The organism is Cytobacillus sp. FSL W8-0315, from assembly GCF_038002905.1.
Classification (GTDB): Bacteria; Bacillota; Bacilli; order Bacillales; family Cytobacillaceae; genus Cytobacillus; species Cytobacillus pseudoceanisediminis.
In genome coordinates this window covers 705137-731500 of sequence record NZ_JBBOOC010000001.1, presented here as the reverse complement: position 1 = coordinate 731500, position 26364 = coordinate 705137, and the positions used below count along the sequence as shown (strand labels likewise).

The window sequence follows — 26364 nt, the reverse complement described above, 5'->3', positions numbered from 1 at the left end:
CTCAGACATGATCGGATTTTCCCTTTTACTCCGCTGAAACTCGTGCAATTCTGCCCTGCTCTAAATAAACAAGCAAAATAGAGATATCGGCAGGGTTTACACCGGAAATCCGTGAAGCCTGCGCGAGAGATAGCGGCCTTACTTCCTTAAGCTTTTGCCTTGCTTCGGAAGCCAGTCCGTTAATATCATCATAATCGATGTTTTCAGGGATCTTTTTGTTTTCCATCTTCTTCAGGCGCTCTACCTGCTGAAGTGACTTTTCAATATAGCCTTCATACTTGATCTGGATTTCTACCTGTTCGGTTACATCCGGATCAAGCGTGCTCTCAGCCGGAACTACCTGCTGGATATGCTCATATGTCATTTCCGGACGCTTCAGCAAATCAGATGCGCGGATGCCATCCTTCAGCTCGCTTCCGCCCTGGCTTTTGATCAGCTCCTGCACATCAGAAGTCGGTTTGATGATGATGCCTTGCAGACGTGCTTTCTCTTCTTCAATCGCCTGCTTTTTCATCAGGAATTTTTCATAGCGTTCTTCACTGATCAGCCCTACTTTGCGGCCAAGCTCTGTTAAGCGCAGGTCGGCATTATCATGGCGAAGCAGCAGACGGTATTCCGCTCTAGAAGTCAATAGACGGTAAGGCTCGTTCGTGCCTTTGGTCACAAGGTCATCAATCAGGACGCCAATATAAGCATCTGAACGGCTTAAAATGACTTCTTCCTTATCCAGTGATTTTAATCCGGCATTCATGCCTGCCATTAGCCCCTGGCCGGCAGCTTCTTCATAGCCGGATGTCCCGTTAATCTGGCCGGCAGTATAGAGGTTTTTAACCTTTTTGGTTTCAAGTGTCGGCCATAATTGCGTTGGTACGATGGAATCATACTCAATCGCATAGCCGGCACGCATCATCTGTACATTTTCAAGTCCAGGAATGGTTCTGAGAATCTTCTGCTGTACATCCTCCGGCAAGCTTGTTGAAAGCCCCTGCACATACACTTCCTGTGTATTGCGGCCTTCAGGCTCCAGGAAGATCTGATGGCGCGGCTTATCATTAAAACGGACAACTTTATCCTCAATCGACGGGCAATAGCGAGGTCCTGTCCCTTTGATCATACCGGAATACATTGGCGAGCGATGAAGATTATTGTCGATCAATGTATGCGTTTCTTCATTGGTATACGTAAGCCAGCAAGGAAGCTGATCTGTAATATACTTTGTGGTTTCATAGGAAAAAGCTCTTGGCACGTCATCGCCTGGCTGAATTTCCGTTTTGCTGTAATCAATGGAGTGGCTATTAACGCGCGGCGGTGTTCCTGTTTTAAAACGGACCAGATCAAAGCCAAGCTCCTGCAAATGCTCTGAGAGCTTAATGGATGGCTGCTGGTTATTAGGACCGCTTGAGTACTTCAGCTCACCGAGGATGATTTCCCCTCTTAAGAAGGTTCCTGTCGTAATGACTACTGCTTTTGAATGATAAACGGCACCTGTCTGGGTGACGACGCCCCTGCATTCTCCATCTTCGACAATCAGCCGTTCAACCATTCCCTGAATTAATGTCAGATTTGGTTCATTTTCCAGCGTTTTTTTCATTTCATGCTGATACGTGAACTTATCGGCCTGAGCTCTTAAGGCACGGACTGCAGGGCCTTTTCCTGTATTGAGCATGCGCATCTGAATATGGGTTTTATCAATGTTCTTGCCCATTTCTCCGCCAAGTGCATCGATTTCCCTTACCACAATCCCTTTTGCAGGGCCTCCTACTGAGGGGTTGCAGGGCATAAAGGCTACCATATCCAGGTTGATTGTAATCATTAATGTCTTTGCGCCGAGACGGGCCGAAGCAAGGCCTGCTTCCACACCCGCGTGTCCGGCTCCGACTACTATGACATCATAACTTCCAGCTTCATATGTCATGATGCGGCCTCCTTTGCAGCAATCAGGCAGGCACAAGCTAAACAGAGGCTGAGCCGGCCGATTGCAAAAGTTAAAAAATCTATTTCCGCTGCGTCAGCTGACACAGCCTGCTTAAATCATCTATTTTCCTAAACAGAACTGCGAGAATAACTGGTCGATCAAGCTTTCATGGACGCTATCGCCAATAATTTCACCAAGCAGCTCCCATGTTCTCGTCAAATCAATTTGCACAATGTCAATTGGGGTTCCCATCTCAACACCCTGCATCGCTTCGTCAATGGCATTTTGCGCCTGGTTCAATAGGGCAATATGGCGGGTATTGGATACATATGTCATATCCCCGGCTTCGATGGAGCCTGCAAAAAATAGAGAAGCAATAGCTTCCTCAAGATCGTCGACTCCCTGATCCTCCAATAAAGAAGTTGTAACCAGTTTATGATGTTTGGAAAGCTCACGGACGCGATTCATGTCGATTTTTTGGTCAAGATCGGTTTTATTGACAATTACAATGACATCCATGCCTTCAACGGCTTTAAATATATTTTCATCCTCAGAGGTCAATTCATCCGAGTAATTGAGCACAAGCAAAATCAAATCTGCTTCCTTTAATACCTGCCTTGATTTTTCTACACCGATCCGTTCCACAATATCTTCCGTTTCACGAATGCCGGCTGTATCAACCAGGCGGAGAGGCACTCCTCTTACATTCACGTATTCTTCGATGACATCACGGGTGGTGCCCGGAATATCTGTCACAATCGCCTTATTCTCATGGACAAGGCTATTCAATAAGGAAGATTTTCCAACGTTTGGCCGCCCGACGATGACCGTTGAAAGTCCTTCACGCAGTATTTTCCCCTGCTGTGAAGTCTGAAGAAGCTTTTCGATTTCCTGCTTTACATAAGAAGCCTTCTCCATCAGCATTTGATGGGTCATTTCTTCGACATCATCGTATTCCGGATAGTCGATATTGACTTCTACGTGAGCAAGGATCTCCAGAATTTCCTGCCGAAGCTTCTGAATAAGCTTTGACAGCCTTCCTTCCATCTGGCCAAGTGCCATGTTCATAGCCCGGTCCGTCTTGGCGCGGATTAAATCCATAACCGCTTCTGCCTGGGATAAATCAATCCGCCCGTTCAAAAAGGCGCGCTTTGTAAATTCACCCGGCTCTGCCAGGCGTGCGCCATTATTCAGCAAAAGCTGCAGCACGCGGTTTACGGAAACCAGTCCGCCATGGCAGTTGATTTCAATGACATCTTCTTTAGTAAATGTCTTCGGCCCCTTCATGGCCGATACCATTACTTCCTCAGCAATCTGTCCGGTTTTGGGGTCCATAATATGCCCATAATGAATGGTATGGGAAGCAACATCCTTTAGACGCTTGCCTCCCACCCCTCTGAACAGCCGGTCCGCAATTTCAAAAGCCTGGTCACCGCTCAGGCGGACAATGGCAATGGCTCCTTCCCCCATCGGAGTAGATATCGCGGCTATTGTATCGAATTCCAATTTGTTCACCTCTCTTTTCATACTTCATTGATCTATATACAAAATGAATAATAATATCGATTCCCCAAATTAATAGAATATCACATGGCTTTTTTTTAGAAAAGCATATCAGCCCGCAGTTCCGGCTTGTCCATCAGTCAGCATGATACTTATCAACAGCCCGCTTGAATACAGCCAGTGAAAAAAATTATCCACACGTCTCATAATTAATATGCTCTATTTTAACTTATCCACATGTGAATAACAATAAAACCAATTGAGATTTAATAATTTGCAGGGAGATGACAAAGTGCGACAAAAAAATCCCAATCCGTAAATGGATTGGGATTTTGCAAAATAAGAAATTTTTTATATTTTGAACGTCGATAACTGCGTTTCCGCTTTTCCTGCTATCTTGTTCTGGCTGGTGCAATGACGATATGCCGATGCGGGTCATTGCCATCAGAATATGTCTTGATTCGCTTATTATTTACGAGGGCGGTATGGATCACTTTGCGTTCATATGAAGGCATAGGTTCCAGCGCAATTTCTTTTCCCGTCTTCAAAGCTTTTTGAGCAAGCCTTTCAGCCAGTTGAATCAGGGTATCCTGGCGTCTTTTTCGGTAATCCTCTGCATCGAGCACCACATTTAAGTATTGCTCGGCATATCGGTTAATGACCAGCTGTGTCAAATACTGGAGGGAATTAAGCGTTTGTCCTCTTTTTCCGATTAAAAGGGCAATCTTCTCACCGGATAGGATAAATTGAACATTTTTTCCGTCCCTTAATGTTTCAATTTCAATGGACACGCCCATTTTCCCGCTGACGTCTTTGAGGAATTTTTCGGCTTCCTCAATCGGATCAGGCTTTTTCACAGCTTTCACCACTGCCGGCCGGGATCCGAAAATCCCGAAAATGCCTTTTTTACCTTCATCAACAATAGTAATCTCTATGCGGTCTTCTGTTGTGTTTAATTGAGCTAAAGCTGACTCTACTGCTTCCTTGACGGTATGTCCTGTAGCAGTTACTTGTTTCACTTTTTGGCTCCTCCTGCATTTCCGGCCGCTGCGGCTTTCAGGTCCGGACCTTTAATGAAATACGTTTGAACGATCATGAAGATATTACCCACTACCCAGTATAAAGAAAGAGCTGCCGGGAAGTTAATGGCAAAAATAACGATCATAATCGGCATAAGGTAAAGCATCATTTTCATTTGTGCAGCCATTTGCCCAGTTTGCTGAGTGCCGGCCATCATCATTTTCTGCTGAATGAACGTTGTCACACCTGCAATTAAAGGCAATAAGTAAATTGGATCTGGAGAACCAAGGTCAAACCAAAGGAAATTATGGTTTGCAATTTCGCGCGTACGTGTAATGGCATGGTAGAAACCGATCAGGATCGGCATTTGAATCACTAACGGGAAACATCCGGCAAGCGGATTAACGCCGTGTTTTTGGAATAAAGCCATTGTTTCCTGCTGCAGCTTCTGCTGGGTTTTCTGGTCTTTAGAGCTGTATTTTTCACGAAGCTTCTGCATTTCTGGCTGAATCGCCTGCATCGCTTTTGAACTTCTCGTTTGTTTAATCATTAATGGCAGGATGACCAGACGGATAATGATCGTCACAATAATGATCGATAGTCCATAGCTGCCGCCTGCAAATTCTGCTACCTTAATAATAAACAGCGAAAGCGGGTAGACAATATACTCGTTCCAAAAGCCTTCGCTTTCAGACGTAATCGGCTGGTTGATTTCTGTACAGCCCGATAAAAGGGCCATCACAAACACTAAACCGATTAATAGGAATATTCGTTTCTTCAACCGTTTTTTCCTCCTTAATTGCTCCTGATAATAGTATGGATTTCATTTGCTTGTCCCCGGTCATAGGGCACAAGCTCATATGTATCTTATTTTAACATCTTTTAAAATGAAGTGCTTCAAAATAAAGATAGATAAAGATTATTGATTTTTAGTATTTCCAAGTCTCGGTTTATTCAAAACCCGCGAAACCTTCAATACATGGATCAGACTCTTTTTCACTTCATGGAAATCCATTTCTGCCACCGGTTTCCTCGCAATGACAATCAGATCATATTGCGGCTTTATTTCCTCCTCCAGTTCTAAGAATGCCTGGCGGATATACCTTTTGATCTGGTTCCTCATAACGGCATTGCCGATTTTTTTACTGACAGAAAGGCCGATGCGGAAATGATTCTGCTCCTCTTTTCTCAAGATGTAAACGACAAATTGACGGTTGGCGAATGACTTTCCCTTTTTAAAGGCCTCTTGAAATTCTTTATTTTTTTTTACACGGAACTCTTTTTTCATGTCATCACCTTTTCAAAAAAGCGCAGAGCGCCTTGAACATTTATCTTTACATGGAAAAAAAGACCACTGACGTTTCAGTGGCCTAAGCAGATAATACTTTTCTTCCTTTGCGGCGGCGGCGAGCTAGAACGTTACGTCCGTTCGGAGAGCTCATGCGGCTGCGGAAACCATGAACCTTGCTTCTTTTACGCTTGTTTGGTTGATAAGTTCTTTTCATATATGACACCTCCCTGAGGAATTGCTGTTAAAGACAGTCTTTCTAATTATATAGATGTAACTAGAAAATTGTCAACTATGCATATAAGTCAATCTGCCTTCAATGGCAAAAAAATTGGAGTATGAACCTGGCTTCTCTCTTAGCTGCTCTTTTTCTTTTTTACAAATCTGAAAGAACCCACTCAGAAAGTTTACCTTCTTTTCGCATGAATGTCATCCTTAAATTTCATTTTTCCACGTTTTTCTCATTAGTTCATAGTAAAAGTTACTTTTTGAGACTGCAAGTTCCTCCGGTCGCCAGACGATCTGGCCATGGTAAAATGGCATCTCTCCATCTGATATTCCGAAGTCCCTTTGAATTGGATCTTCTCTAAAAACAGGTCTGTGGATAAAATTTCGACAGCATTTTCATTATCCACATCACATATTGACAAGTTTTTCACACAACCAGAGGCTGTGGACAATTTTTATGAACAGGGATGGCATGTTGTGGATAAAGGTTTAAAAAGCATTGCAGACAAAAGCATTATCTGTTATCATAATTGTGTTTTAACACTTAATAAATCATTGTGCATATCTTCATTATCCACAGATTGTGGATAACATGTGGACAGGTTATCCAAGGGGTTTGTAAAAGTTTGTCCACAGACAGTGGATACTGTCGAAATTCCACTTTACTTCCTTATTATATATTTTTCCACATAAACAGTTTCGTATATTTATAAACTTAAGGGTTATACAGCGTGTATAACCTATCGTTTTTGTGGCTCGAAACAAAGAAAAGCGAGGGGGGCCTTCAAAAGGCACCGGAGCTGGACAGTAATCTAAATTCCCAAATATAGATGGAAAAGGAGGGATATCATTGGAAAACATTGCGGATCTTTGGAATAATGCTCTGGCCAATATTGAGAAGAAAATCAGCAAACCAAGTTTTGATACATGGCTAAAATCGACAAAAGCGCATTCTCTGCAGGGAGACACTTTAATCGTTAAGGCCCCGAATGAGTTTGCCCGTGACTGGCTTGAAGAGCGTTATTCCCAGCTGATCTCCGGAATTCTTTATGACATTACCGGTGAAGAATTAGGAGTAAAATTCATCATTCCGCAAAATCAAAGTGAAGAAGAAGTCGATCTTCCTCTTCCGCCAAAAAAGAAAAAGCCGGAGGAAGAACAGCCTGAACTGCCATTAACGATGCTGAATCCGAAGTATACATTCGACACGTTTGTCATCGGGTCCGGAAACCGCTTCGCCCACGCAGCTTCACTTGCTGTAGCCGAGGCACCGGCCAAGGCATACAATCCTTTATTTATTTACGGGGGAGTTGGACTCGGAAAAACTCACCTTATGCATGCAATCGGCCATTATGTATTAGATCATAATCCATCAGCTAAAGTCGTATACTTATCTTCCGAGAAATTTACAAATGAATTCATTAACTCGATCCGAGATAACAAAGCGGGTGATTTCCGCGATAAATATCGAAATGTGGATGTTCTTCTTATCGATGATATTCAGTTTTTGGCTGGAAAAGAACAGACGCAGGAAGAATTTTTCCATACTTTTAATACATTGCATGAAGAAAGCAAGCAGATCATCATCTCAAGTGACCGTCCTCCAAAAGAAATTCCGACATTGGAAGACAGGCTTCGCTCCAGATTTGAATGGGGCCTTATTACAGATATAACTCCGCCGGACCTGGAAACGCGAATCGCGATTCTCCGCAAAAAGGCCAAAGCGGAGGGACTTGATATTCCTAATGAGGTTATGCTGTACATTGCCAATCAGATTGATTCCAACATCCGTGAGCTTGAGGGCGCTCTGATTCGTGTAGTAGCTTATTCCTCTTTAATAAATAAAGATATTAATGCAGATCTTGCGGCAGAAGCATTAAAGGATATTATTCCAAGCTCCAAACCGAAGGTCATTACGATCCATGAAATTCAAAGGGTAGTTGGGGAACACTTTAACGTAAAGCTTGAGGACTTTAAGGCGAAGAAACGAACAAAGTCTGTCGCATTCCCCCGTCAGATTGCCATGTATCTCTCAAGGGAATTAACCGACTTTTCTCTTCCAAAAATAGGGGAGGAATTTGGCGGAAGGGACCACACGACCGTCATTCATGCCCATGAAAAAATTTCAAAGATGCTTCAGGCAGATTCGCAATTTGAGAAGCAGCTGAAAGAAATCAATGAAATGCTCAAGGTATAATGTGTATAACTTGACCAAACTTACACACAGTCTGTCCACATGTGGATAGGCTGTGTTTCCTTTCGAAAAATGCAGTTATCCACATACTAACAGGCCCTACTAGTACTTCTACTATTTTTTTATAAAAAATATATATATATTCAATACGCCATTAAAATATGCTTGGAGGATTTAAAAAATGAGATTTATTATCCAGCGCGACCGTTTGGTCCAAAGCGTCCAGGATGTTATGAAAGCTGTAACAAGCAGAACGACTATTCCCATCTTAACGGGAATTAAAATCGTTGCATCTGAAGAAGGGGTCACATTAACGGGAAGCGACTCTGATATTTCAATCGAATCTTTTATACCTAAAGAAGAAGCCGGAGATGAAATCGTCGAGATCAAACAGGCTGGTGCTATTGTGCTCCAAGCGAAGTTCTTCAGCGAAATCGTTAAGAAGCTACCGACTGACACTGTAGAGATCAGCGTTGAAAACCATTTGCAGACAGTCATCCGTTCAGGTAAATCCGAATTCAATCTTAATGGTCTGGATGCTGAGGAATATCCTCATCTGCCTCAAATCGAGGAAGAGAATGTGTTTAAAATTCCTACAGACTTATTAAAAGCAATGGTTCGCCAAACGGTATTCGCAGTGTCCACCTCAGAAACACGCCCTATCTTGACAGGTGTAAACTGGAAGGTGGAAAACGGGACATTAACCTGTATTGCAACAGATAGTCACAGGCTAGCCCTAAGAAAAGCTCAAATCGAAACAAATGCCAGCGAAAGCTACAATGTAGTCATTCCAGGAAAAAGCTTAAGTGAGTTAAGCAAAATTCTTGATGACAACAATGATTTAATCGATATCGTTATTACCGAAAACCAGGTTCTCTTTAAGGCCGAACATCTGCTGTTCTTCTCAAGGCTGCTGGAAGGAAATTACCCGGATACATCCAGATTGATCCCTTCAGACAGCAAAACAGATGTTATCGTCAATACAAAGGAGTTCCTGCAGGCTATTGACCGTGCATCTTTATTGGCGAAAGAAGGCCGAAACAATGTGGTCAAACTATCAACAATTGATGGCGGTGTAATCGAAATTTCATCCAACACTCCTGAAATTGGAAAAGTTGTCGAAGAAGTGCAGAGCAAATCCATAGAAGGCGAAGAATTAAAAATCTCCTTTAGCGCGAAATTCATGATGGATGCCCTAAAAGCACTTGAAGGCTCTGAAATTACAATCAGCTTCACCGGCGCTATGAGACCATTTATCATCAAACCTTTAAACGATGAATCAATACTGCAATTGATCCTGCCAGTAAGGACGTATTAAGAAAAAAAGCTGCCGGTTGTGCCGGCGGCTTACTTTTTTTGGTGAAGCAGATATCTAAAACTGTCCCCCTGTCTGCAAGAATATTGGCCAATTGCAGGGGAATAATGAAAATAACCAGCTGCAGGCGAGTTTTCTTTGTGTATCTGTGATTTATTTAGTAAAATAGAATATTAGATACCATTCTGAAATTGTTTTGCCAAAGTGCAGAAATCACTGCAGCACTTTAAGTCGGACAATGGAAAAGAGTGAAAATATGACGGAAATTCAAATTGATACAGAATATATTACGCTGGGCCAATTTTTAAAAGCCGCTGATGTTATTCAAACAGGCGGGATGGCCAAATGGTTCCTGAGTGAATACGAAGTCTTCGTCAATGGGGAACAGGATCAAAGACGGGGAAGAAAGCTAAGAACCGGGGATAAAATCGAAATTCCGGATGTGGGTGAATTTACGATCGTCTAGCCCGCTAAGTAAATTAATTAAAAAGTTTATAATTTTGAACTTCGATAACTGTCTAGCTCCGGCGCCTACCCCCTCGAGGTCACAAGCCAATCCTCCCAAAAAGGCAAAGAACGCCTTTTCTTGAGGCTCGTCTTGTGCTTGTCGTGGGTGGGCAAGGCGCCTCCGCTTTTCTTATTATCTAAAAGGATGTAGCGTCTATGCATATAGAGCAGTTGCTATTAAAAAATTACCGGAATTACGAAGAGCTTGAAGTTAATTTCGAAAATAAAGTGAATGTAATTTTGGGAGAGAATGCCCAGGGAAAAACAAATGTCATGGAATCGATCTATGTCCTGGCCATGGCAAAGTCCCATCGGACATCAAATGACAAAGATCTTATTCGCTGGGATCAGGAATATGCTAAAATAGAAGGAAGGGTCCAAAAAAGGCAAGGATCCCTGCCCATGCAATTAGTCATCAGCAAAAAAGGCAAAAAAGCCAAATGCAATCATATAGAGCAGCAGAAATTAAGCCAGTATGTCGGCAATATGAATGTTGTGATGTTCGCGCCTGAAGATCTCCACCTTGTGAAAGGGAGCCCTCAAATAAGGCGTCGTTTTATTGATATGGAGATTGGGCAGGTTTCACCTGTCTATTTGCATGATATCAGCCAGTATCAGAAAATCCTCCAGCAGCGCAACCACTACCTGAAAATGCTCCAGATCAAAAAGCAGACCGACCATACCATGCTTGAGATTTTAACAGAGCAATTTATTGAAATGGCTGCAAAGATTGTTTCAAAGCGTTACGAGTTCCTCAGACTCCTCGAGAATTGGGCACAGCCGATTCATGAAGGAATTTCAAGAGGGCTTGAAACCTTGAAAATTGAGTACAAGCCTTCTGCCGAGGTATCAGAAGAACAAGATTTGTCGAAAATGGTTAAAGTATACCAGGATAAATTTGCGAAAGTGAAAAACAGGGAAATAGACCGCGGTGTCACCATGTTTGGACCGCATCGCGATGACCTGATTTTCCATGTGAACGGGCGAGATGTGCAAACATTCGGTTCACAGGGGCAGCAAAGAACGACAGCTCTGTCGGTTAAGCTTGCCGAAATCGAACTGATCCATTCTGAAATTGGAGAATATCCCATTCTGCTGCTGGATGACGTCCTCTCGGAATTGGATGATTATCGCCAATCTCATTTATTAAATACCATTCAAGGGAAAGTACAGACGTTTGTCACTACTACTAGCGTTGATGGAATAGACCACCAGACGCTTAAAGAAGCAGCAGCGTTCAGTGTTGAGGCAGGGAGAATCAAGAAGATTCAGTGAGGTGATCGCATGTACATCCATATAGGTGAAGATGTGTTGGTCCGGGCAAGGGATATTGTCGCCATTATTGATAAAGAAACAGCCCTTGCTTCCGAGTATGCGGAAGAACGTAAGGAGGACCTGGAGGAGTCAGTAGTGAACCTCGCAAAAGGTTCCTATAAATCTGTGGTTGTCACAACAGAAAAGATCTATTTTTCTCCGCTATCCTCAGGTACATTAAAAAAACGATCCCATAAATTAAGTGTTCACGAATTTTAAAGAAATGCAGGACTGCCGGAAGAACTTCCCTGATGGAACGAAAGGCAAGTCAGTGAAAACTACAGTTTGGCTCATCTTAAAGCCAGGCTTTTTTATAGATTAGTGAAATGGAAAGTGTAGGTGACCGATGTGGCAATGGAGCAAAAGGCAGTGCAGGAACAATCCTATGATGAGAATCAGATACAGGTACTGGAAGGTCTGGAAGCAGTTCGGAAGCGTCCGGGAATGTATATCGGTTCAACAAGTGCCAAAGGGCTTCACCATCTTGTTTGGGAAATAGTCGATAATAGTATTGATGAAGCACTGGCAGGCTACTGTTCTGAAATCAATGTGATTATCGAAAAGGATAATAGTATTACGGTAGTGGATAACGGACGCGGTATTCCAGTCGGAATCCACGAAAAAATGGGACGACCGGCAGTAGAAGTCATTATGACGGTTCTGCATGCAGGCGGTAAATTCGGAGGCGGAGGATATAAGGTTTCCGGTGGTCTGCATGGTGTTGGTGCTTCTGTAGTTAATGCTCTCTCAACTGTGCTCGAAGTATTTGTTCATCGTGATGGACAGAAATATTATCAGAAGTTTGAGCGCGGAGTCCCTAGTGCCGATCTGGAAGTGATTGGGGAAACAGATCATACTGGAACAACCATCCATTTTAAGCCGGACAGTGAAATCTTCACTGAAACGCTTGAATATGATTATGAAACACTTGCAAATCGAATCCGTGAATTGGCATTCCTAAACAGAGGATTAAAGATCACGATTGAGGACAAGCGTGAAGAAAACAAGAAAAGTGAATATATGTACGAGGGCGGAATTAAATCGTACGTTGAGCATTTGAACAGAACGAAGGAAGTTCTTCATGAAGAGCCTATTTACATTGATGGTGAACGCGAAGGCATCACTGTTGAAGTATCCATCCAGTATAATGATGGATTTACAAGCAATATCTATTCTTTTGCCAATAATATTCACACCTATGAAGGCGGTACGCATGAATCCGGCTTTAAGACAGCCTTAACAAGGGTTATCAACGACTATGCACGCAAGAATGGCGTCTTTAAAGAGAGTGACGCAAACCTTTCCGGTGAAGATGTCCGTGAAGGCTTAACGGCTATTGTATCCGTTAAACATCCTGATCCTCAGTTTGAAGGGCAGACGAAAACGAAGCTTGGAAACTCAGAGGTGCGTGCAGCAACCGATACAATTTTCTCTGAAGCTCTTGAGAAATTCATGCTCGAAAATCCGACGGTAGCCAGAAAAATTGTCGAAAAAGGGCTTATGGCAGCACGAGCAAGACTGGCCGCCAAAAAAGCAAGGGAGCTTACAAGAAGAAAGAGTGCTCTTGAAGTATCCAGCCTGCCTGGTAAACTCGCTGACTGTTCATCTAAAGATCCTTCTATAAGCGAACTTTATGTGGTTGAGGGTGACTCTGCGGGCGGATCTGCCAAGCAGGGGCGTGACCGTCATTTCCAGGCGATCCTTCCCCTAAGAGGAAAGATCCTGAACGTAGAAAAAGCCCGCCTGGATAAAATCCTGTCCAATAATGAGGTCCGTGCGATTATTACCGCAATCGGAACCGGGATAGGCGAAGATTTTGATATCTCCAGGGCCCGCTATCATAAAATTGTCATCATGACGGATGCAGATGTCGATGGTGCACATATCCGCACGTTATTATTAACGTTCTTTTACCGTTATATGAGGCAGATTATTGAAGCTGGCTATATCTATATTGCCCAGCCGCCTCTTTACAAGATCCAGCAGGGCAAAAAGATTGAATATGCCTATAATGACCGCGAGCTGGATAAGATTCTTGGTGAACTTCCGAGCCAGCCTAAGCCGGGAATTCAGCGTTATAAGGGACTTGGGGAAATGAACCCGGGCCAGCTTTGGGAAACGACAATGAATCCGGAATCAAGAACCCTTCTCCAGGTAAATCTTGAGGATGCCATCGAAGCTGACGAAACGTTTGAAATCCTAATGGGTGACAAAGTAGAGCCTCGCCGGAACTTTATCGAAGAAAATGCGGTTTATGTAAAGAATTTGGATATTTAATTGTAAAAGCAAACCTAAAGCACGGCAGCGCGCCTTCGCTTTCTTTCAGGATAGAGGTTCTCTATCCTGCTTTTACATAATTGGTTTATTCTTTCTTATTTAATGCCCCAAGTGCGTCTAATTTATGAAAAAAGCAGAAGCTGTATGGAAAGACCATACAGGTTTCAGCTAAACGAAGTGACAAACGGATGACAGTTCATCCTGCGTCTCTTTAAAGGAGGTTCCTTTAAATGGCCGATACACCGAATTCTCAAGTAAAAGAAATTAATATTAGCCAGGAAATGCGTTCATCATTCCTGGACTATGCCATGAGTGTAATTGTTTCACGTGCCCTTCCGGACGTACGGGATGGTTTAAAGCCGGTTCACCGAAGAATCTTATATGCAATGCATGATTTAGGAATGCATTCTGATAAACCATTTAAAAAATCAGCCCGTATCGTTGGGGAAGTAATCGGTAAATATCACCCGCACGGTGACTCCGCAGTATATGACACGATGGTGCGTATGGCTCAGGATTTCAACTATCGCTATATGCTTGTTGATGGACACGGAAACTTCGGGTCTGTCGATGGTGACGCTGCAGCTGCGATGCGTTATACTGAGGCACGCATGTCCAAAATCTCTATGGAGCTTTTGCGCGATATTAATAAAGACACGATTGATTACCAGGATAACTATGATGGTGCTGAGAAAGAACCAGTTGTTATGCCTGCGCGTTTCCCAAACCTTCTCGTAAACGGAACGTCTGGAATTGCAGTTGGTATGGCGACCAATATTCCGCCACATCAGCTTGGCGAAGTAATTGATGGAGTCCTTGCCATCAGCCAGGAGCCGGATCTCACTGTTCAGGAACTCATGGAAATCATTCCAGGTCCAGACTTCCCGACTGCCGGTCTCATTCTTGGACGGAGCGGCATCCGCAAAGCTTACGAAACAGGCCGCGGTTCCATTACATTAAGGGCCAAAGTGGAAATTGAGCAGAAGTCCAACGGAAAAGAAGTTATCATTGTTAATGAAATTCCTTACCAAGTGAATAAAGCTAAACTGATTGAAAAAATTGCCGAACTGGTTCGGGATAAACGAATTGATGGCATTACCGACCTGCGTGATGAATCAGATCGAAACGGTATGCGCATTGTGATCGAGGTCCGTAAAGATGCGAATGCCAATGTTCTGCTGAACAACCTTTATAAACAGACGGCTCTGCAGACAAGCTTCGGGATAAACCTGCTTGCGCTTGTAGATGGCCAGCCTAAGGTTCTGAATCTCAAACAGTGTCTGCAGCATTATCTGGATCACCAAAAGGTTGTAATCCGCCGCAGAACAGAATTCGAATTGAAAAAGGCAGAAGCCCGTGCACACATTTTGGAAGGTTTAAGGATTGCCCTTGATCATCTGGATGAAGTAATCAACCTTATCCGCAGTTCTCAAACAACCGATATCGCACGTGAAGGCTTAATGACCAAGTTCAATCTTTCTGAAAAGCAGGCCCAGGCGATCCTAGATATGCGTCTCCAGCGTTTGACTGGCTTAGAGCGCGAAAAGATTGAAGACGAATATTCAAGCCTTGTCGCATTGATTGCCGAATTAAAAGCTATTTTGGCTGATGAAGAAAAAGTATTGGAAATTATCCGAGAAGAGTTAACCGAAGTAAAAGAGAGATTCAACGATAAACGCCGTACAGAAATAGTTGCCGGCGGCATCGAACAAATTGAAGACGAAGATCTAATTCCGCGTGAGAATATTGTTCTTACTTTAACTCATAAGGGATACATCAAGCGTCTTCCTGTCTCCACTTACCGTGCCCAAAAACGCGGAGGGCGGGGAATCCAGGGAATGGGAACCAATGAGGATGACTTTGTTGAACACCTCATTACCACTTCCACACACGATACCATCCTTTTCTTCACGAACAAAGGGAAGGTGTATCGCGCTAAAGGGTATGAAATTCCTGAATTCAGCCGTACTGCGAAAGGAATACCAATCATTAACCTTCTTGGAGTGGACAAAGATGAGTGGGTAAATGCAATTATTCCTGTTGAAGAATTTGCCGATGATTGGTTCCTGTTCTTCACCACTAAACAAGGGATTTCCAAGCGTTCACCATTATCATCCTTTGCCAATATCCGTAATAATGGCTTAATTGCCCTGAATCTTCGCGAAGATGATGAATTAATTTCGGTGCGTCTGACAGATGGCAGCAAGGAGATCATTATTGGAACCAGCCATGGCATGCTGATCCGATTCCCAGAAGAAGATGTTCGTTCAATGGGAAGAACAGCTACTGGTGTTAAAGGAATCAGCTTAAGTGCCGGTGATGAAGTTGTTGGGATGGAAGTCCTTGAGGATGACAGCCAGATCCTGATCGTAACCAAAAACGGTTATGGAAAACGCACTCCTGCCGGAGAATACCGTGTTCAGGGAAGAGGCGGTAAAGGAATCAAGACCTGCAACATCACAGATAAGAACGGAAGCCTCGTTTCCATGAAAGCTGTCACAGGAGAAGAAGACGTTATGCTTATTACAACAGGCGGCGTACTAATCCGAATGGCAGTGAACGATATTTCCACTATGGGAAGAAACACGCAAGGTGTCAGACTCATCCGTATAAATGAAGATGCTGACGAAGCGGTATCCACTGTAGCAAAAGTTGAAAAAGAAGAGGAAAAAGATGAAGAAGAATTAACAAAGCCTCTTGAAGATGCCAATTCACTTCCTGAAGAAGAAGTAAATGGAGATAATAGCGAAGAATAAATTTTAAGGAACACAGATTTGTGTTCCTTTTTTTTGTCCAAATAATGTAAAATAGTATAAAAGACTCATTACATATGGGGTGTGGAAATGGTGCGAGTACCAATACAGGAATTAAGAGAGGGCTGTATTTTAACACAGGATGTTTTCAGTTTGACGAATCGCCCTATTATCAGCCAAAAAACAGTGCTGACGAAGGAACTGCTGGATATTATGAAAATATTCCTGATTGATGAAGCGGAAGTTGAAACCACCATGGTTAACGGAAAGCCTTTTGCTTCTGCAGGAAGCTTGGAAGAAGCTGAGGAACTGACAGAATCAAATGAATTAGGTTTTTTAAATACATTCTTAACAGGTGTTCAAAACTTCAAAAGAGAATTTGTGTCCTGGCAATCAGGTCTTCCGGTGGATATTGCAAAAATAAGAAATATTATGATTCCGCTGATTGAAAAAATGGAGAAAAGCCCCTCCGGAATCTTCTCCCTGCATCACCTTTCTACGAATGAAGATTATTTATATCAGCATTCTGTTGCCGTGGGAATGATCAGTGCCTTTATAGGGAAAAAACTGAGTTTGAATAAGGGGGAAATTGTCCAGCTTGCCCTGGGAGGCTGCCTAGCAGATGCAGGCATGGCGAAGATAAACCCATCCATCCTGCATAAAAGCACTTCATTAAACTCCGAAGAATTTGAAGAAATAAAAAGGCATTCAACCCTTAGCTTTAAAATGGTTCAGAATATATCACTATTAAGAGAAAGCACTAAAATCGGCATTATCCAGCACCATGAGCGGCTGGATGGCAGCGGCTATCCGTTTGGAGAACAAAGCAGCAAAATCAATCAGGCTGGGAGAATCATTGCAGCAGCGGATGCATTTCATGCCATGACCTCTCAAAGACTCTACAGACGGAAACAATCTCCATTTAAAGTGCTTGAAATGCTGATTCAGGATAGCTTCGGCAAATATGACATCCCATCCATTCAAGCTCTGGGTTCCGGCATCATGAACTTTTCCATTGGCAGTATGGTGAAGCTCTCAGATGGCCAGACGGCAGAAATACTTTTTATAGAAGGTAAATCACCTACGAGACCGCTTGTGAAACTGGTAGAAACCGGCGAAATAATTCAATTAGAGAAAAACCGCCAGTTATATATTGATGAAGTATTAAAATGACTGCATACCGCGGTCTTTTTTATTTGGCTCTGCTAAGACTCGATGCTGAATACAACAGACAAATTAAACAGACCTTACTTTTGAAAAAAGATATAGATTCTATTAAAAAGTGCTTGCAATTAATAGATAAGAGCTGGTATACTAATTCAAGTCAGCAAGAGATGAACATCATCATTTGATGAGATAAAAAAACTTGTTGACATTGATTATCAGAAATGATATATTAATTAAGTCGCCTCAAGCGGCAGATTGATCTTTGAAAACTGAACGAACAAAAACGTCAACGTTAATTCTTTAGTCTTTTTTGAAAAGACAACTTATGAGCTTAATCAACTCTTATATGGAGAGTTTGATCCTGGCTCAGGACGAACGCTGGCGGCGTGCCTAATACATGCAAGTCGAGCGGACAGATGGGAGCTTGCTCCCTGAAGTCAGCGGCGGACGGGTGAGTAACACGTGGGCAACCTGCCTGTAAGACTGGGATAACTCCGGGAAACCGGGGCTAATACCGGATAATTCTTTCCCTCACATGAGGGAAAGCTGAAAGATGGTTTCGGCTATCACTTACAGATGGGCCCGCGGCGCATTAGCTAGTTGGTGAGGTAACGGCTCACCAAGGCAACGATGCGTAGCCGACCTGAGAGGGTGATCGGCCACACTGGGACTGAGACACGGCCCAGACTCCTACGGGAGGCAGCAGTAGGGAATCTTCCGCAATGGACGAAAGTCTGACGGAGCAACGCCGCGTGAGTGATGAAGGTTTTCGGATCGTAAAACTCTGTTGTTAGGGAAGAACAAGTACCGGAGTAACTGCCGGTACCTTGACGGTACCTAACCAGAAAGCCACGGCTAACTACGTGCCAGCAGCCGCGGTAATACGTAGGTGGCAAGCGTTGTCCGGAATTATTGGGCGTAAAGCGCGCGCAGGCGGTTCCTTAAGTCTGATGTGAAAGCCCCCGGCTCAACCGGGGAGGGTCATTGGAAACTGGGGAACTTGAGTGCAGAAGAGAAGAGTGGAATTCCACGTGTAGCGGTGAAATGCGTAGAGATGTGGAGGAACACCAGTGGCGAAGGCGACTCTTTGGTCTGTAACTGACGCTGAGGCGCGAAAGCGTGGGGAGCAAACAGGATTAGATACCCTGGTAGTCCACGCCGTAAACGATGAGTGCTAAGTGTTAGAGGGTTTCCGCCCTTTAGTGCTGCAGCAAACGCATTAAGCACTCCGCCTGGGGAGTACGGCCGCAAGGCTGAAACTCAAAGGAATTGACGGGGGCCCGCACAAGCGGTGGAGCATGTGGTTTAATTCGAAGCAACGCGAAGAACCTTACCAGGTCTTGACATCTCCTGACAACCCTAGAGATAGGGCGTTCCCCTTCGGGGGACAGGATGACAGGTGGTGCATGGTTGTCGTCAGCTCGTGTCGTGAGATGTTGGGTTAAGTCCCGCAACGAGCGCAACCCTTGATCTTAGTTGCCAGCATTCAGTTGGGCACTCTAAGGTGACTGCCGGTGACAAACCGGAGGAAGGTGGGGATGACGTCAAATCATCATGCCCCTTATGACCTGGGCTACACACGTGCTACAATGGATGGTACAAAGGGCTGCGAGACCGCGAGGTTAAGCGAATCCCATAAAACCATTCTCAGTTCGGATTGCAGGCTGCAACTCGCCTGCATGAAGCCGGAATCGCTAGTAATCGCGGATCAGCATGCCGCGGTGAATACGTTCCCGGGCCTTGTACACACCGCCCGTCACACCACGAGAGTTTGTAACACCCGAAGTCGGTGGGGTAACCTTTTGGAGCCAGCCGCCTAAGGTGGGACAGATGATTGGGGTGAAGTCGTAACAAGGTAGCCGTATCGGAAGGTGCGGCTGGATCACCTCCTTTCTAAGGATATTTACATGAAACGTGACGCGTTTTGTTCGTTCAGTTTTGAGAGTTCAATCTCTCACATTTTAATACTTTACCTATTATGTGGGCCTATAGCTCAGCTGGTTAGAGCGCACGCCTGATAAGCGTGAGGTCGATGGTTCGAGTCCATTTAGGCCCACCATCTCATATAATGGGGCCTTAGCTCAGCTGGGAGAGCGCCTGCTTTGCACGCAGGAGGTCAGCGGTTCGATCCCGCTAGGCTCCACCAACCATAACGAATCCATTCGTTATTTTTTGTTCCTTGAAAACTAGATAATGTTAATGAAGAAGCAATAACCGAGTAATCGCCATCTTAGTTTTTTTCTCTTATTTTGAAAATAAGTAAGAGCACAAACCATGAGGACGATGAGCGGCAAGGAGATCAAGGAAGCGACCGAGTGAGCACCGGAGCGTACTTCAGTACGTGAGGAGCGGAGCGAGAGAGCTGACGCAGAGATCCGCAGTCGATCAGCGGCCGAAGTAGGTTAAGTTAGAAAGGGCGCACGGTGAATGCCTTGGCACTAGGAGCCGATGAAGGACGGTACTAACACCGATATGCTTCGGGGAGCTGTAAGTAAGCTTTGATCCGGAGATTTCCGAATGGGGAAACCCCCTATCCGTAATGGGATAGGATCTTTACCTGAATACATAGGGTATAGAAGGCAGACCCGGGGAACTGAAACATCTAAGTACCCGGAGGAAGAGAAAGCAAACGCGATTCCCTGAGTAGCGGCGAGCGAAACGGGATTAGCCCAAACCAAGAGGCTTGCCTCTTGGGGTTGTAGGACACTCTACACGGAGTTACAAAGGAACGAGGTAAATGAACAGGTCTGGAAAGGCCGGCCAGAGAAGGTAAAAGCCCTGTAGTTGAAACTTCGTTCCCTCCAGAGTGGATCCTGAGTACGGCGGGACACGAGAAATCCCGTCGGAAGCAGGGAGGACCATCTCCCAAGGCTAAATACTCCCTAGTGACCGATAGTGAACCAGTACCGTGAGGGAAAGGTGAAAAGCACCCCGGAAGGGGAGTGAAAGAGATCCTGAAACCGTGTGCCTACAAGTAGTTAGAGCCCGTTAATGGGTGATAGCGTGCCTTTTGTAGAATGAACCGGCGAGTTACGATTACATGCGAGGTTAAGTTGATGAGACGGAGCCGCAGCGAAAGCGAGTCTGAATAGGGCGAATGAGTATGTGGTCGTAGACCCGAAACCAGGTGATCTACCCATGTCCAGGGTGAAGTCCAGGTAACACTGGATGGAGGCCCGAACCCACGCACGTTGAAAAGTGCGGGGATGAGGTGTGGGTAGCGGAGAAATTCCAATCGAACTTGGAGATAGCTGGTTCTCTCCGAAATAGCTTTAGGGCTAGCCTCATGTAGTAAGAGTCTTGGAGGTAGAGCACTGTTTGGACTAGGGGCCCCCATCGGGTTACCGAATTCAGACAAACTCCGAATGCCAAAGACTTATCCATGGGAGTCAGACTGCGAGTGATAAGATCCGTAGTCAAGAGGGAAACAGCCCAGACCACCAGCTAAGGTCCCAAAGTATACGTTAAGTGGAAAAGGATGTGGAGTTGCTTAGACAACCAGGATGTTGGCTTAGAAGCAGCCACCATTTAAAGAGTGCGTAATAGCTCACTGGTCGAGTGACTCCGCGCCGAAAATGTACCGGGGCTAAACGTATCACCGAAGCTGTGGATTGACATCTTACGATGTCAGTGGTAGGAGAGCGTTCTAAGGGCGTTGAAGCCAGACCGCAAGGACTGGTGGAGCGCTTAGAAGTGAGAATGCCGGTATGAGTAGCGAAAGATGGGTGAGAATCCCATCCACCGAATGCCTAAGGTTTCCTGAGGAAGGCTCGTCCGCTCAGGGTTAGTCGGGACCTAAGCCGAGGCTGAAAAGCGTAGGCGATGGACAACAGGTTGATATTCCTGTACCACCTCTTTACCGTTTGAGCAATGGGGGGACGCAGGAGGATAGGGTAAGCACGCTGCTGGATTAGCGTGTCCAAGCAGTTAGGCCGGTAACGAGGCAAATCCCGTTACCACATAGGCTGAGCTGTGACGGCGAGGGAAATTTAGTACCGAAGTTCCTGATTCCACACTGCCAAGAAAAGCCTCTAGCGAGGGAAAAGGTGCCCGTACCGCAAACCGACACAGGTAGGCGAGGAGAGAATCCTAAGGTGAGCGAGAGAACTCTCGTTAAGGAACTCGGCAAAATGACCCCGTAACTTCGGGAGAAGGGGTGCTCATTAGGGTGAATAGCCCTGATGAGCCGCAGTGAATAGGCCCAGGCGACTGTTTAGCAAAAACACAGGTCTCTGCGAAGCCGCAAGGCGAAGTATAGGGGCTGACGCCTGCCCGGTGCTGGAAGGTTAAGAGGAGAGGTTAGCGCAAGCGAAGCTTTGAATCGAAGCCCCAGTAAACGGCGGCCGTAACTATAACGGTCCTAAGGTAGCGAAATTCCTTGTCGGGTAAGTTCCGACCCGCACGAAAGGCGTAACGATCTGGGCACTGTCTCAACGAGAGACTCGGTGAAATTATAGTACCTGTGAAGATGCAGGTTACCCGCGACAGGACGGAAAGACCCCGTGGAGCTTTACTGTAGCCTGATATTGAATTTTGGTACAGCTTGTACAGGATAGGTAGGAGCCTGAGAAGCCGGAGCGCCAGCTTCGGTGGAGGCGTCGGTGGGATACTACCCTGGCTGTATTGAAATTCTAACCCGCGCCCCTTATCGGGGCGGGAGACAGTGTCAGGTGGGCAGTTTGACTGGGGCGGTCGCCTCCTAAAAAGTAACGGAGGCGCCCAAAGGTTCCCTCAGAATGGTTGGAAATCATTCGCAGAGTGTAAAGGCACAAGGGAGCTTGACTGCGAGACCTACAAGTCGAGCAGGGACGAAAGTCGGGCTTAGTGATCCGGTGGTTCCGCATGGAAGGGCCATCGCTCAACGGATAAAAGCTACCCCGGGGATAACAGGCTTATCTCCCCCAAGAGTCCACATCGACGGGGAGGTTTGGCACCTCGATGTCGGCTCATCGCATCCTGGGGCTGTAGTCGGTCCCAAGGGTTGGGCTGTTCGCCCATTAAAGCGGTACGCGAGCTGGGTTCAGAACGTCGTGAGACAGTTCGGTCCCTATCCGTCGTGGGCGCAGGAAATTTGAGAGGAGCTGTCCTTAGTACGAGAGGACCGGGATGGACGCACCGCTGGTGTACCAGTTGTCTTGCCAAAGGCATCGCTGGGTAGCTATGTGCGGAAGGGATAAGTGCTGAAAGCATCTAAGCATGAAGCCCCCCTCGAGATGAGATTTCCCATAGCGTCAAGCTAGTAAGATCCCTGAAAGATGATCAGGTTGATAGGTCAGAGGTGGAAGCGTGGCGACATGTGGAGCTGACTGATACTAATCGATCGAGGACTTAACCAAAACGAAAAGCGGAGGCGACTGTTCAACTTCGAGAGACGTTGGAGAGCCGGCCATTCAAATCCTGGTTTTGGGATTTGGAGGGACGGATCGAAACGGCCGAGAAGTTAGGAGCCGAAGCTAGACAAGTCATTGGTGAATACTCGGCAAATACTTCTTCATACATTATCTAGTTTTGAGGGAACGAAGTTTCTTCAACCAAATAGTCCGGTGGCGATAGCGAGAAGGTCACACCCGTTCCCATACCGAACACGGAAGTTAAGCTTCTCAGCGCCGATGGTAGTTGGGGGCTGTCCCCCTGTGAGAGTAGGACGCTGCCGGGCATATGAAAGAGCACCTGATGAGTGCTCTTTTTTTGTATGTGGATGATTTATTGAATCCAAATATCTTCTTACTCATCTTTTTATGAAAAATGCATATATGCGTCACTTCAGCTAAAAAAATGCGCCACTTTCACTCATATATGTGCCAAAATTAAATGATATGCGCCACTCTTTATTCCGCCGTCTGTTTTAAAAGTCAAATCTGTTTGCAGCAAAGATGAAGTGTGCCAAATGTGAAATAAAAATCAAAACATGCGAGATAAAATCGAATTCCTGCTAGTTAAATCAAAAACCTGTTACATAAAATCCAATACATGATGGATCAAATCCGATTCATGCCAGATAAGCCCTACGGAATGCCTCAGATAAATCCCCAGTCTACAAGCAAGCATCCTTCCACTCTGCTATCCCTAAATTGCCCGCAAAAATCAGGTTACACATGCACAGGAAATCCGCGATCACTATCATCTTCCAGCTGCTTAGTGTTTCTTATCAGCCAAATATTGATAAATCAGATATAGCCCCTTTGAGGATGTAATCTGTAGAAAAGTCTGAATAAAGGGATAGTCTTTATTAGGCATCATTTTGATGAGTTCGCTCCACCATTCTGTTTCGTAGCGGGCAATCATGCTTAAGTTATACAGCAGCAGGAAATGAATAAGAAGTTCAGGAAAATCAATCAGACCGTCTTTAGCAAGCGGAAAGAAAAACTTTCCGGCATCAAGACTATATCTTAAGGGCTTATAATTATATGTATTCAAGTTTTTTGCAGAAAATTTAAGGTCTAATCCCGCTGACTCCTGAAAGCATATATTAAAGTCTGATTTTGACTGCAGGTATTCAACAAAGCGGGACTCGGTCATATGAAAGCGATCGAGGATCATTCTTGGCAAAATGAATACATCCTTTTCCAGCTCTGCTTCAAGAAAAGTAGTTCGGCCCTCTGTCTGGCTGTATAAATAGTTAAGCTCGGGAATTTGGCCAAATAACTCTCCCATCGTTGTTTTTTCGCCTTCCAAATGTTTCATGTGGAACAATTTTTCTCCCATATAGGGGAAAAGCCCGCTTTTTTGAAATTTCACTTCGTCCTGAAAAAAATTATATTGCTGCTTTTTTCTTTTCCTGGTGGAGACCCCGTGTGCCAAAACAGAAGTGGTTTCCGGATAATTAGGGTCTACTGTCAGAATGCAGGCCTTAACAAGGTGAACAAGTCCATAAAAAAAGAGAATCGGCTTGATAACCAATGGTGCCTTCTCTGCCTGCTCGTAGTATACTTGTCCGTGTTCTAGATAGTATATAAAAGGGTAACTGTTTTCATAGCTCTTTTGTTCAGCCTGATCCAGGTTTTGCTTTTGGTAGCATTTCTTTAAAAATTCCTGTGAAGTGTTCGCAGAAAAGAAGTATAAAAAGGAGTTTTTAAGGTCAAATGAATGTATCACAGTGAAACCTCCGAATCTTTTGAAAAATCCAACATATTAATCCGTCCTTGACAGTATTTTGTCCAATTGATAACCTACTAATAATATTTTCGAGTCCAGGAGGTCAAAAAAGATGTGGGAAACTAAGTTTGCAAAAGAAGGTTTAACTTTTGATGATGTTTTACTGGTTCCATCGAAATCAGAGGTGCTTCCTCGTGATGTCAGCCTTAAAGTAAATTTGACTGAAAAGATTGCACTCAACATTCCAGTAATCAGTGCCGGAATGGATACGGTAACTGAAGCTGAAATGGCGATCGCTATGGCTCGCCAGGGCGGTTTGGGGGTTATCCATAAGAACATGTCCATTGAACAGCAGGCTGATCAGGTGGATAAAGTAAAGCGTTCAGAAAGCGGCGTTATTACTGACCCATTCTTTCTAACTCCAGAACAGCAGGTATTTGACGCAGAGCATTTAATGGGCAAGTACCGGATTTCCGGTGTGCCAATCGTTAATAATAATGAGGAACAAAAGCTTGTCGGCATTCTGACTAACCGTGACCTCCGATTCATTCAGGACTATTCGATAAAAATTTCCGATGTGATGACAAAAGAAAATCTTGTAACAGCTCCAGTTGGTACCACTTTGGATGAGGCAGAAAAAATTCTGCAGCAGCATAAAATTGAAAAATTGCCGCTAGTGGATGATGAAGGTGTTTTAAAAGGTTTAATTACCATTAAGGATATTGAAAAAGTAATTGAGTTTCCAAACTCGGCAAAAGATGAGCGCGGACGCCTGCTGGCAGGTGCAGCGGTCGGCGTAACCGGCGACACGATGAAGCGTGTTGAAATGCTAGTTAAATCACATGTAGATGTCATCGTAGTGGATACAGCACATGGACATTCAAAAGGGGTGCTTGATACCGTACGCGAAATCCGGAACGCTTATCCGGACCTGGCCATTATTGCCGGTAACGTGGCAACAGCTGAAGCGACAAAGGATTTGATTGAAGCAGGCGCAGATATCGTGAAAGTGGGAATCGGGCCTGGATCCATTTGTACAACACGTGTTGTTGCAGGTGTAGGTGTACCGCAAATTACAGCTGTATATGATTGTGCAACAGAAGCACGCAAGCATGGCAAATCAATCATCGCCGATGGCGGAATCAAATATTCAGGAGATATCGTGAAAGCATTGGCAGCAGGCGGACATGCCGTTATGCTTGGAAGCCTTCTTGCAGGAGTTTCTGAAAGCCCTGGCGAAACGGAAATTTTCCAGGGACGCCGATTCAAGGTATACAGAGGAATGGGTTCTGTTGCAGCCATGGAAAAAGGTTCAAAAGACCGTTACTTCCAGGAAGATAATAAAAAGTTTGTTCCAGAGGGAATCGAAGGGCGCATTGCTTATAAAGGGCCTTTAGCCGATACCATCTACCAGCTTGTCGGCGGTATCCGTTCTGGAATGGGCTATTGCGGAACAAAGGATCTTCACGACCTCCGTGAAAATGCCCAATTTATTAAAATGACTGGTGCAGGCCTAAGAGAAAGTCATCCTCATGATGTGCAGATCACAAAAGAGGCGCCAAACTACTCACTATAATCAATACAAAGCAGAAGAGGGAAACCTTTTCTGCTTTTTTTTCGTCTCTGATAAAGATGATGGCAGTTTTTTAGCATCCTGCAGCGGAAATCATAGCCAGTTTAACAGAGTCATTTTATCCTAAAATATCCTGGGATCAAACCTAGGAAAATACTAATGCATAACTATGGGACAATCATGCCACGGGGCAGGCAGGAATAGGTAATTACTCT

At 44.7% G+C, this 26364-nt stretch carries 16 protein-coding genes, 2 tRNA genes and 3 rRNA genes; 14 read left to right on the top strand and 7 right to left on the bottom strand.

Features of this window, described 5'->3' with window-relative positions; genetic code table 11:
* Positions 1-25: 25 nt before the first annotated feature.
* The 6 genes from mnmG to rpmH form a co-directional block, all read right to left on the bottom strand.
* Positions 26-1915 carry a tRNA uridine-5-carboxymethylaminomethyl(34) synthesis enzyme MnmG gene (gene mnmG / locus MKY20_RS04000; RefSeq protein ID WP_009332485.1) on the bottom strand — a complete coding sequence of 630 codons (1890 nt, stop codon included), beginning with the start codon at positions 1913-1915 and terminating at the stop codon, positions 26-28.
* Between the two features lie 120 nt (positions 1916-2035).
* Entirely contained in the window at positions 2036-3421 is a 1386-nt protein-coding gene (gene mnmE, locus MKY20_RS03995; protein ID WP_009332486.1) for a tRNA uridine-5-carboxymethylaminomethyl(34) synthesis GTPase MnmE, read from the bottom strand.
* 389 nt (positions 3422-3810) lie between these two features.
* Positions 3811-4437 (bottom strand): RNA-binding cell elongation regulator Jag/EloR, encoded by a 627-nt coding sequence (gene jag, locus MKY20_RS03990; RefSeq protein ID WP_009332487.1) that lies wholly within the window; start codon positions 4435-4437, stop codon positions 3811-3813.
* Positions 4434-5219, bottom strand: coding sequence for a YidC family membrane integrase SpoIIIJ (spoIIIJ, locus tag MKY20_RS03985; RefSeq protein WP_019382475.1), 786 nt, complete (start codon positions 5217-5219; stop codon positions 4434-4436). The genes jag and spoIIIJ overlap by 4 nt, the downstream gene beginning before the upstream one ends.
* 138 nt (positions 5220-5357) lie before the next feature.
* Complete coding sequence (rnpA, locus tag MKY20_RS03980; protein ID WP_019382474.1) at positions 5358-5726, bottom strand: ribonuclease P protein component; 369 nt, start codon at positions 5724-5726, stop codon at positions 5358-5360.
* 82 nt (positions 5727-5808) lie between these two features.
* Entirely contained in the window at positions 5809-5943 is a 135-nt protein-coding gene (gene rpmH, locus MKY20_RS03975) for a 50S ribosomal protein L34 (RefSeq protein WP_019382473.1), read from the bottom strand.
* A gap of 861 nt (positions 5944-6804) precedes the next feature.
* On the opposite strand from rpmH, the gene dnaA reads away from it, so the two are divergent.
* The 13 genes from dnaA to rrf all read left to right on the top strand — a co-directional run bounded on the left by dnaA (position 6805) and on the right by rrf (position 23137).
* The gene (gene dnaA, locus MKY20_RS03970) at positions 6805-8151 is read left to right on the top strand and encodes a chromosomal replication initiator protein DnaA (RefSeq protein ID WP_009332490.1); all 1347 of its coding nucleotides are present in this window, start codon (positions 6805-6807) and stop codon (positions 8149-8151) included.
* 178 nt (positions 8152-8329) lie between these two features.
* Positions 8330-9466, top strand: coding sequence for a DNA polymerase III subunit beta (gene dnaN, locus MKY20_RS03965; protein ID WP_009332491.1), 1137 nt, complete (start codon positions 8330-8332; stop codon positions 9464-9466).
* A gap of 253 nt (positions 9467-9719) precedes the next feature.
* On the top strand, positions 9720-9929 hold the full coding sequence (gene yaaA, locus MKY20_RS03960) for a S4 domain-containing protein YaaA (RefSeq protein WP_019382471.1): 210 nt from the start codon (positions 9720-9722) through the stop codon (positions 9927-9929).
* Positions 9930-10126: 197 nt separating this feature from the next.
* Complete coding sequence (recF, locus tag MKY20_RS03955) at positions 10127-11245, top strand: DNA replication/repair protein RecF (protein ID WP_019382470.1); 1119 nt, start codon at positions 10127-10129, stop codon at positions 11243-11245.
* 9 nt (positions 11246-11254) lie between these two features.
* Positions 11255-11503 (top strand): extracellular matrix regulator RemB, encoded by a 249-nt coding sequence (gene remB, locus MKY20_RS03950; protein ID WP_009332494.1) that lies wholly within the window; start codon positions 11255-11257, stop codon positions 11501-11503.
* Positions 11504-11638: 135 nt separating this feature from the next.
* Positions 11639-13561 carry a DNA topoisomerase (ATP-hydrolyzing) subunit B gene (gene gyrB / locus MKY20_RS03945; protein ID WP_019382469.1) on the top strand — a complete coding sequence of 641 codons (1923 nt, stop codon included), beginning with the start codon at positions 11639-11641 and terminating at the stop codon, positions 13559-13561.
* Between the two features lie 230 nt (positions 13562-13791).
* Entirely contained in the window at positions 13792-16317 is a 2526-nt protein-coding gene (gyrA, locus tag MKY20_RS03940; RefSeq protein WP_009332496.1) for a DNA gyrase subunit A, read from the top strand.
* 87 nt (positions 16318-16404) lie between these two features.
* Positions 16405-17487 (top strand): HD-GYP domain-containing protein, encoded by a 1083-nt coding sequence (locus MKY20_RS03935; RefSeq protein WP_019382468.1) that lies wholly within the window; start codon positions 16405-16407, stop codon positions 17485-17487.
* 337 nt (positions 17488-17824) lie between these two features.
* Positions 17825-19374 (top strand): 16S ribosomal RNA (locus MKY20_RS03930).
* Positions 19375-19463: 89 nt separating this feature from the next.
* A tRNA-Ile gene (locus MKY20_RS03925) sits at positions 19464-19540 on the top strand.
* An 11-nt stretch (positions 19541-19551) separates the two neighbouring features.
* Positions 19552-19627, top strand: a tRNA-Ala gene (locus MKY20_RS03920).
* Positions 19628-19881: 254 nt separating this feature from the next.
* A 23S ribosomal RNA gene (locus MKY20_RS03915) occupies positions 19882-22817 on the top strand.
* Between the two features lie 203 nt (positions 22818-23020).
* Positions 23021-23137 (top strand): 5S ribosomal RNA (gene rrf / locus MKY20_RS03910).
* The 16S, 23S and 5S rRNA genes sit together here with 2 tRNA genes alongside, the layout of an rRNA operon.
* A 479-nt stretch (positions 23138-23616) precedes the next feature.
* Here the strand turns inward: rrf and MKY20_RS03905 are convergent.
* On the bottom strand, positions 23617-24576 hold the full coding sequence (locus MKY20_RS03905) for a YaaC family protein (RefSeq protein WP_341000388.1): 960 nt from the start codon (positions 24574-24576) through the stop codon (positions 23617-23619).
* Positions 24577-24688: 112 nt separating this feature from the next.
* Here MKY20_RS03905 and guaB point away from each other — a divergent pair, with 112 nt between their 5' ends.
* Positions 24689-26152 (top strand): IMP dehydrogenase, encoded by a 1464-nt coding sequence (gene guaB, locus MKY20_RS03900; protein ID WP_009336762.1) that lies wholly within the window; start codon positions 24689-24691, stop codon positions 26150-26152.
* The last annotated feature ends 212 nt before the right edge of the window (positions 26153-26364 follow it).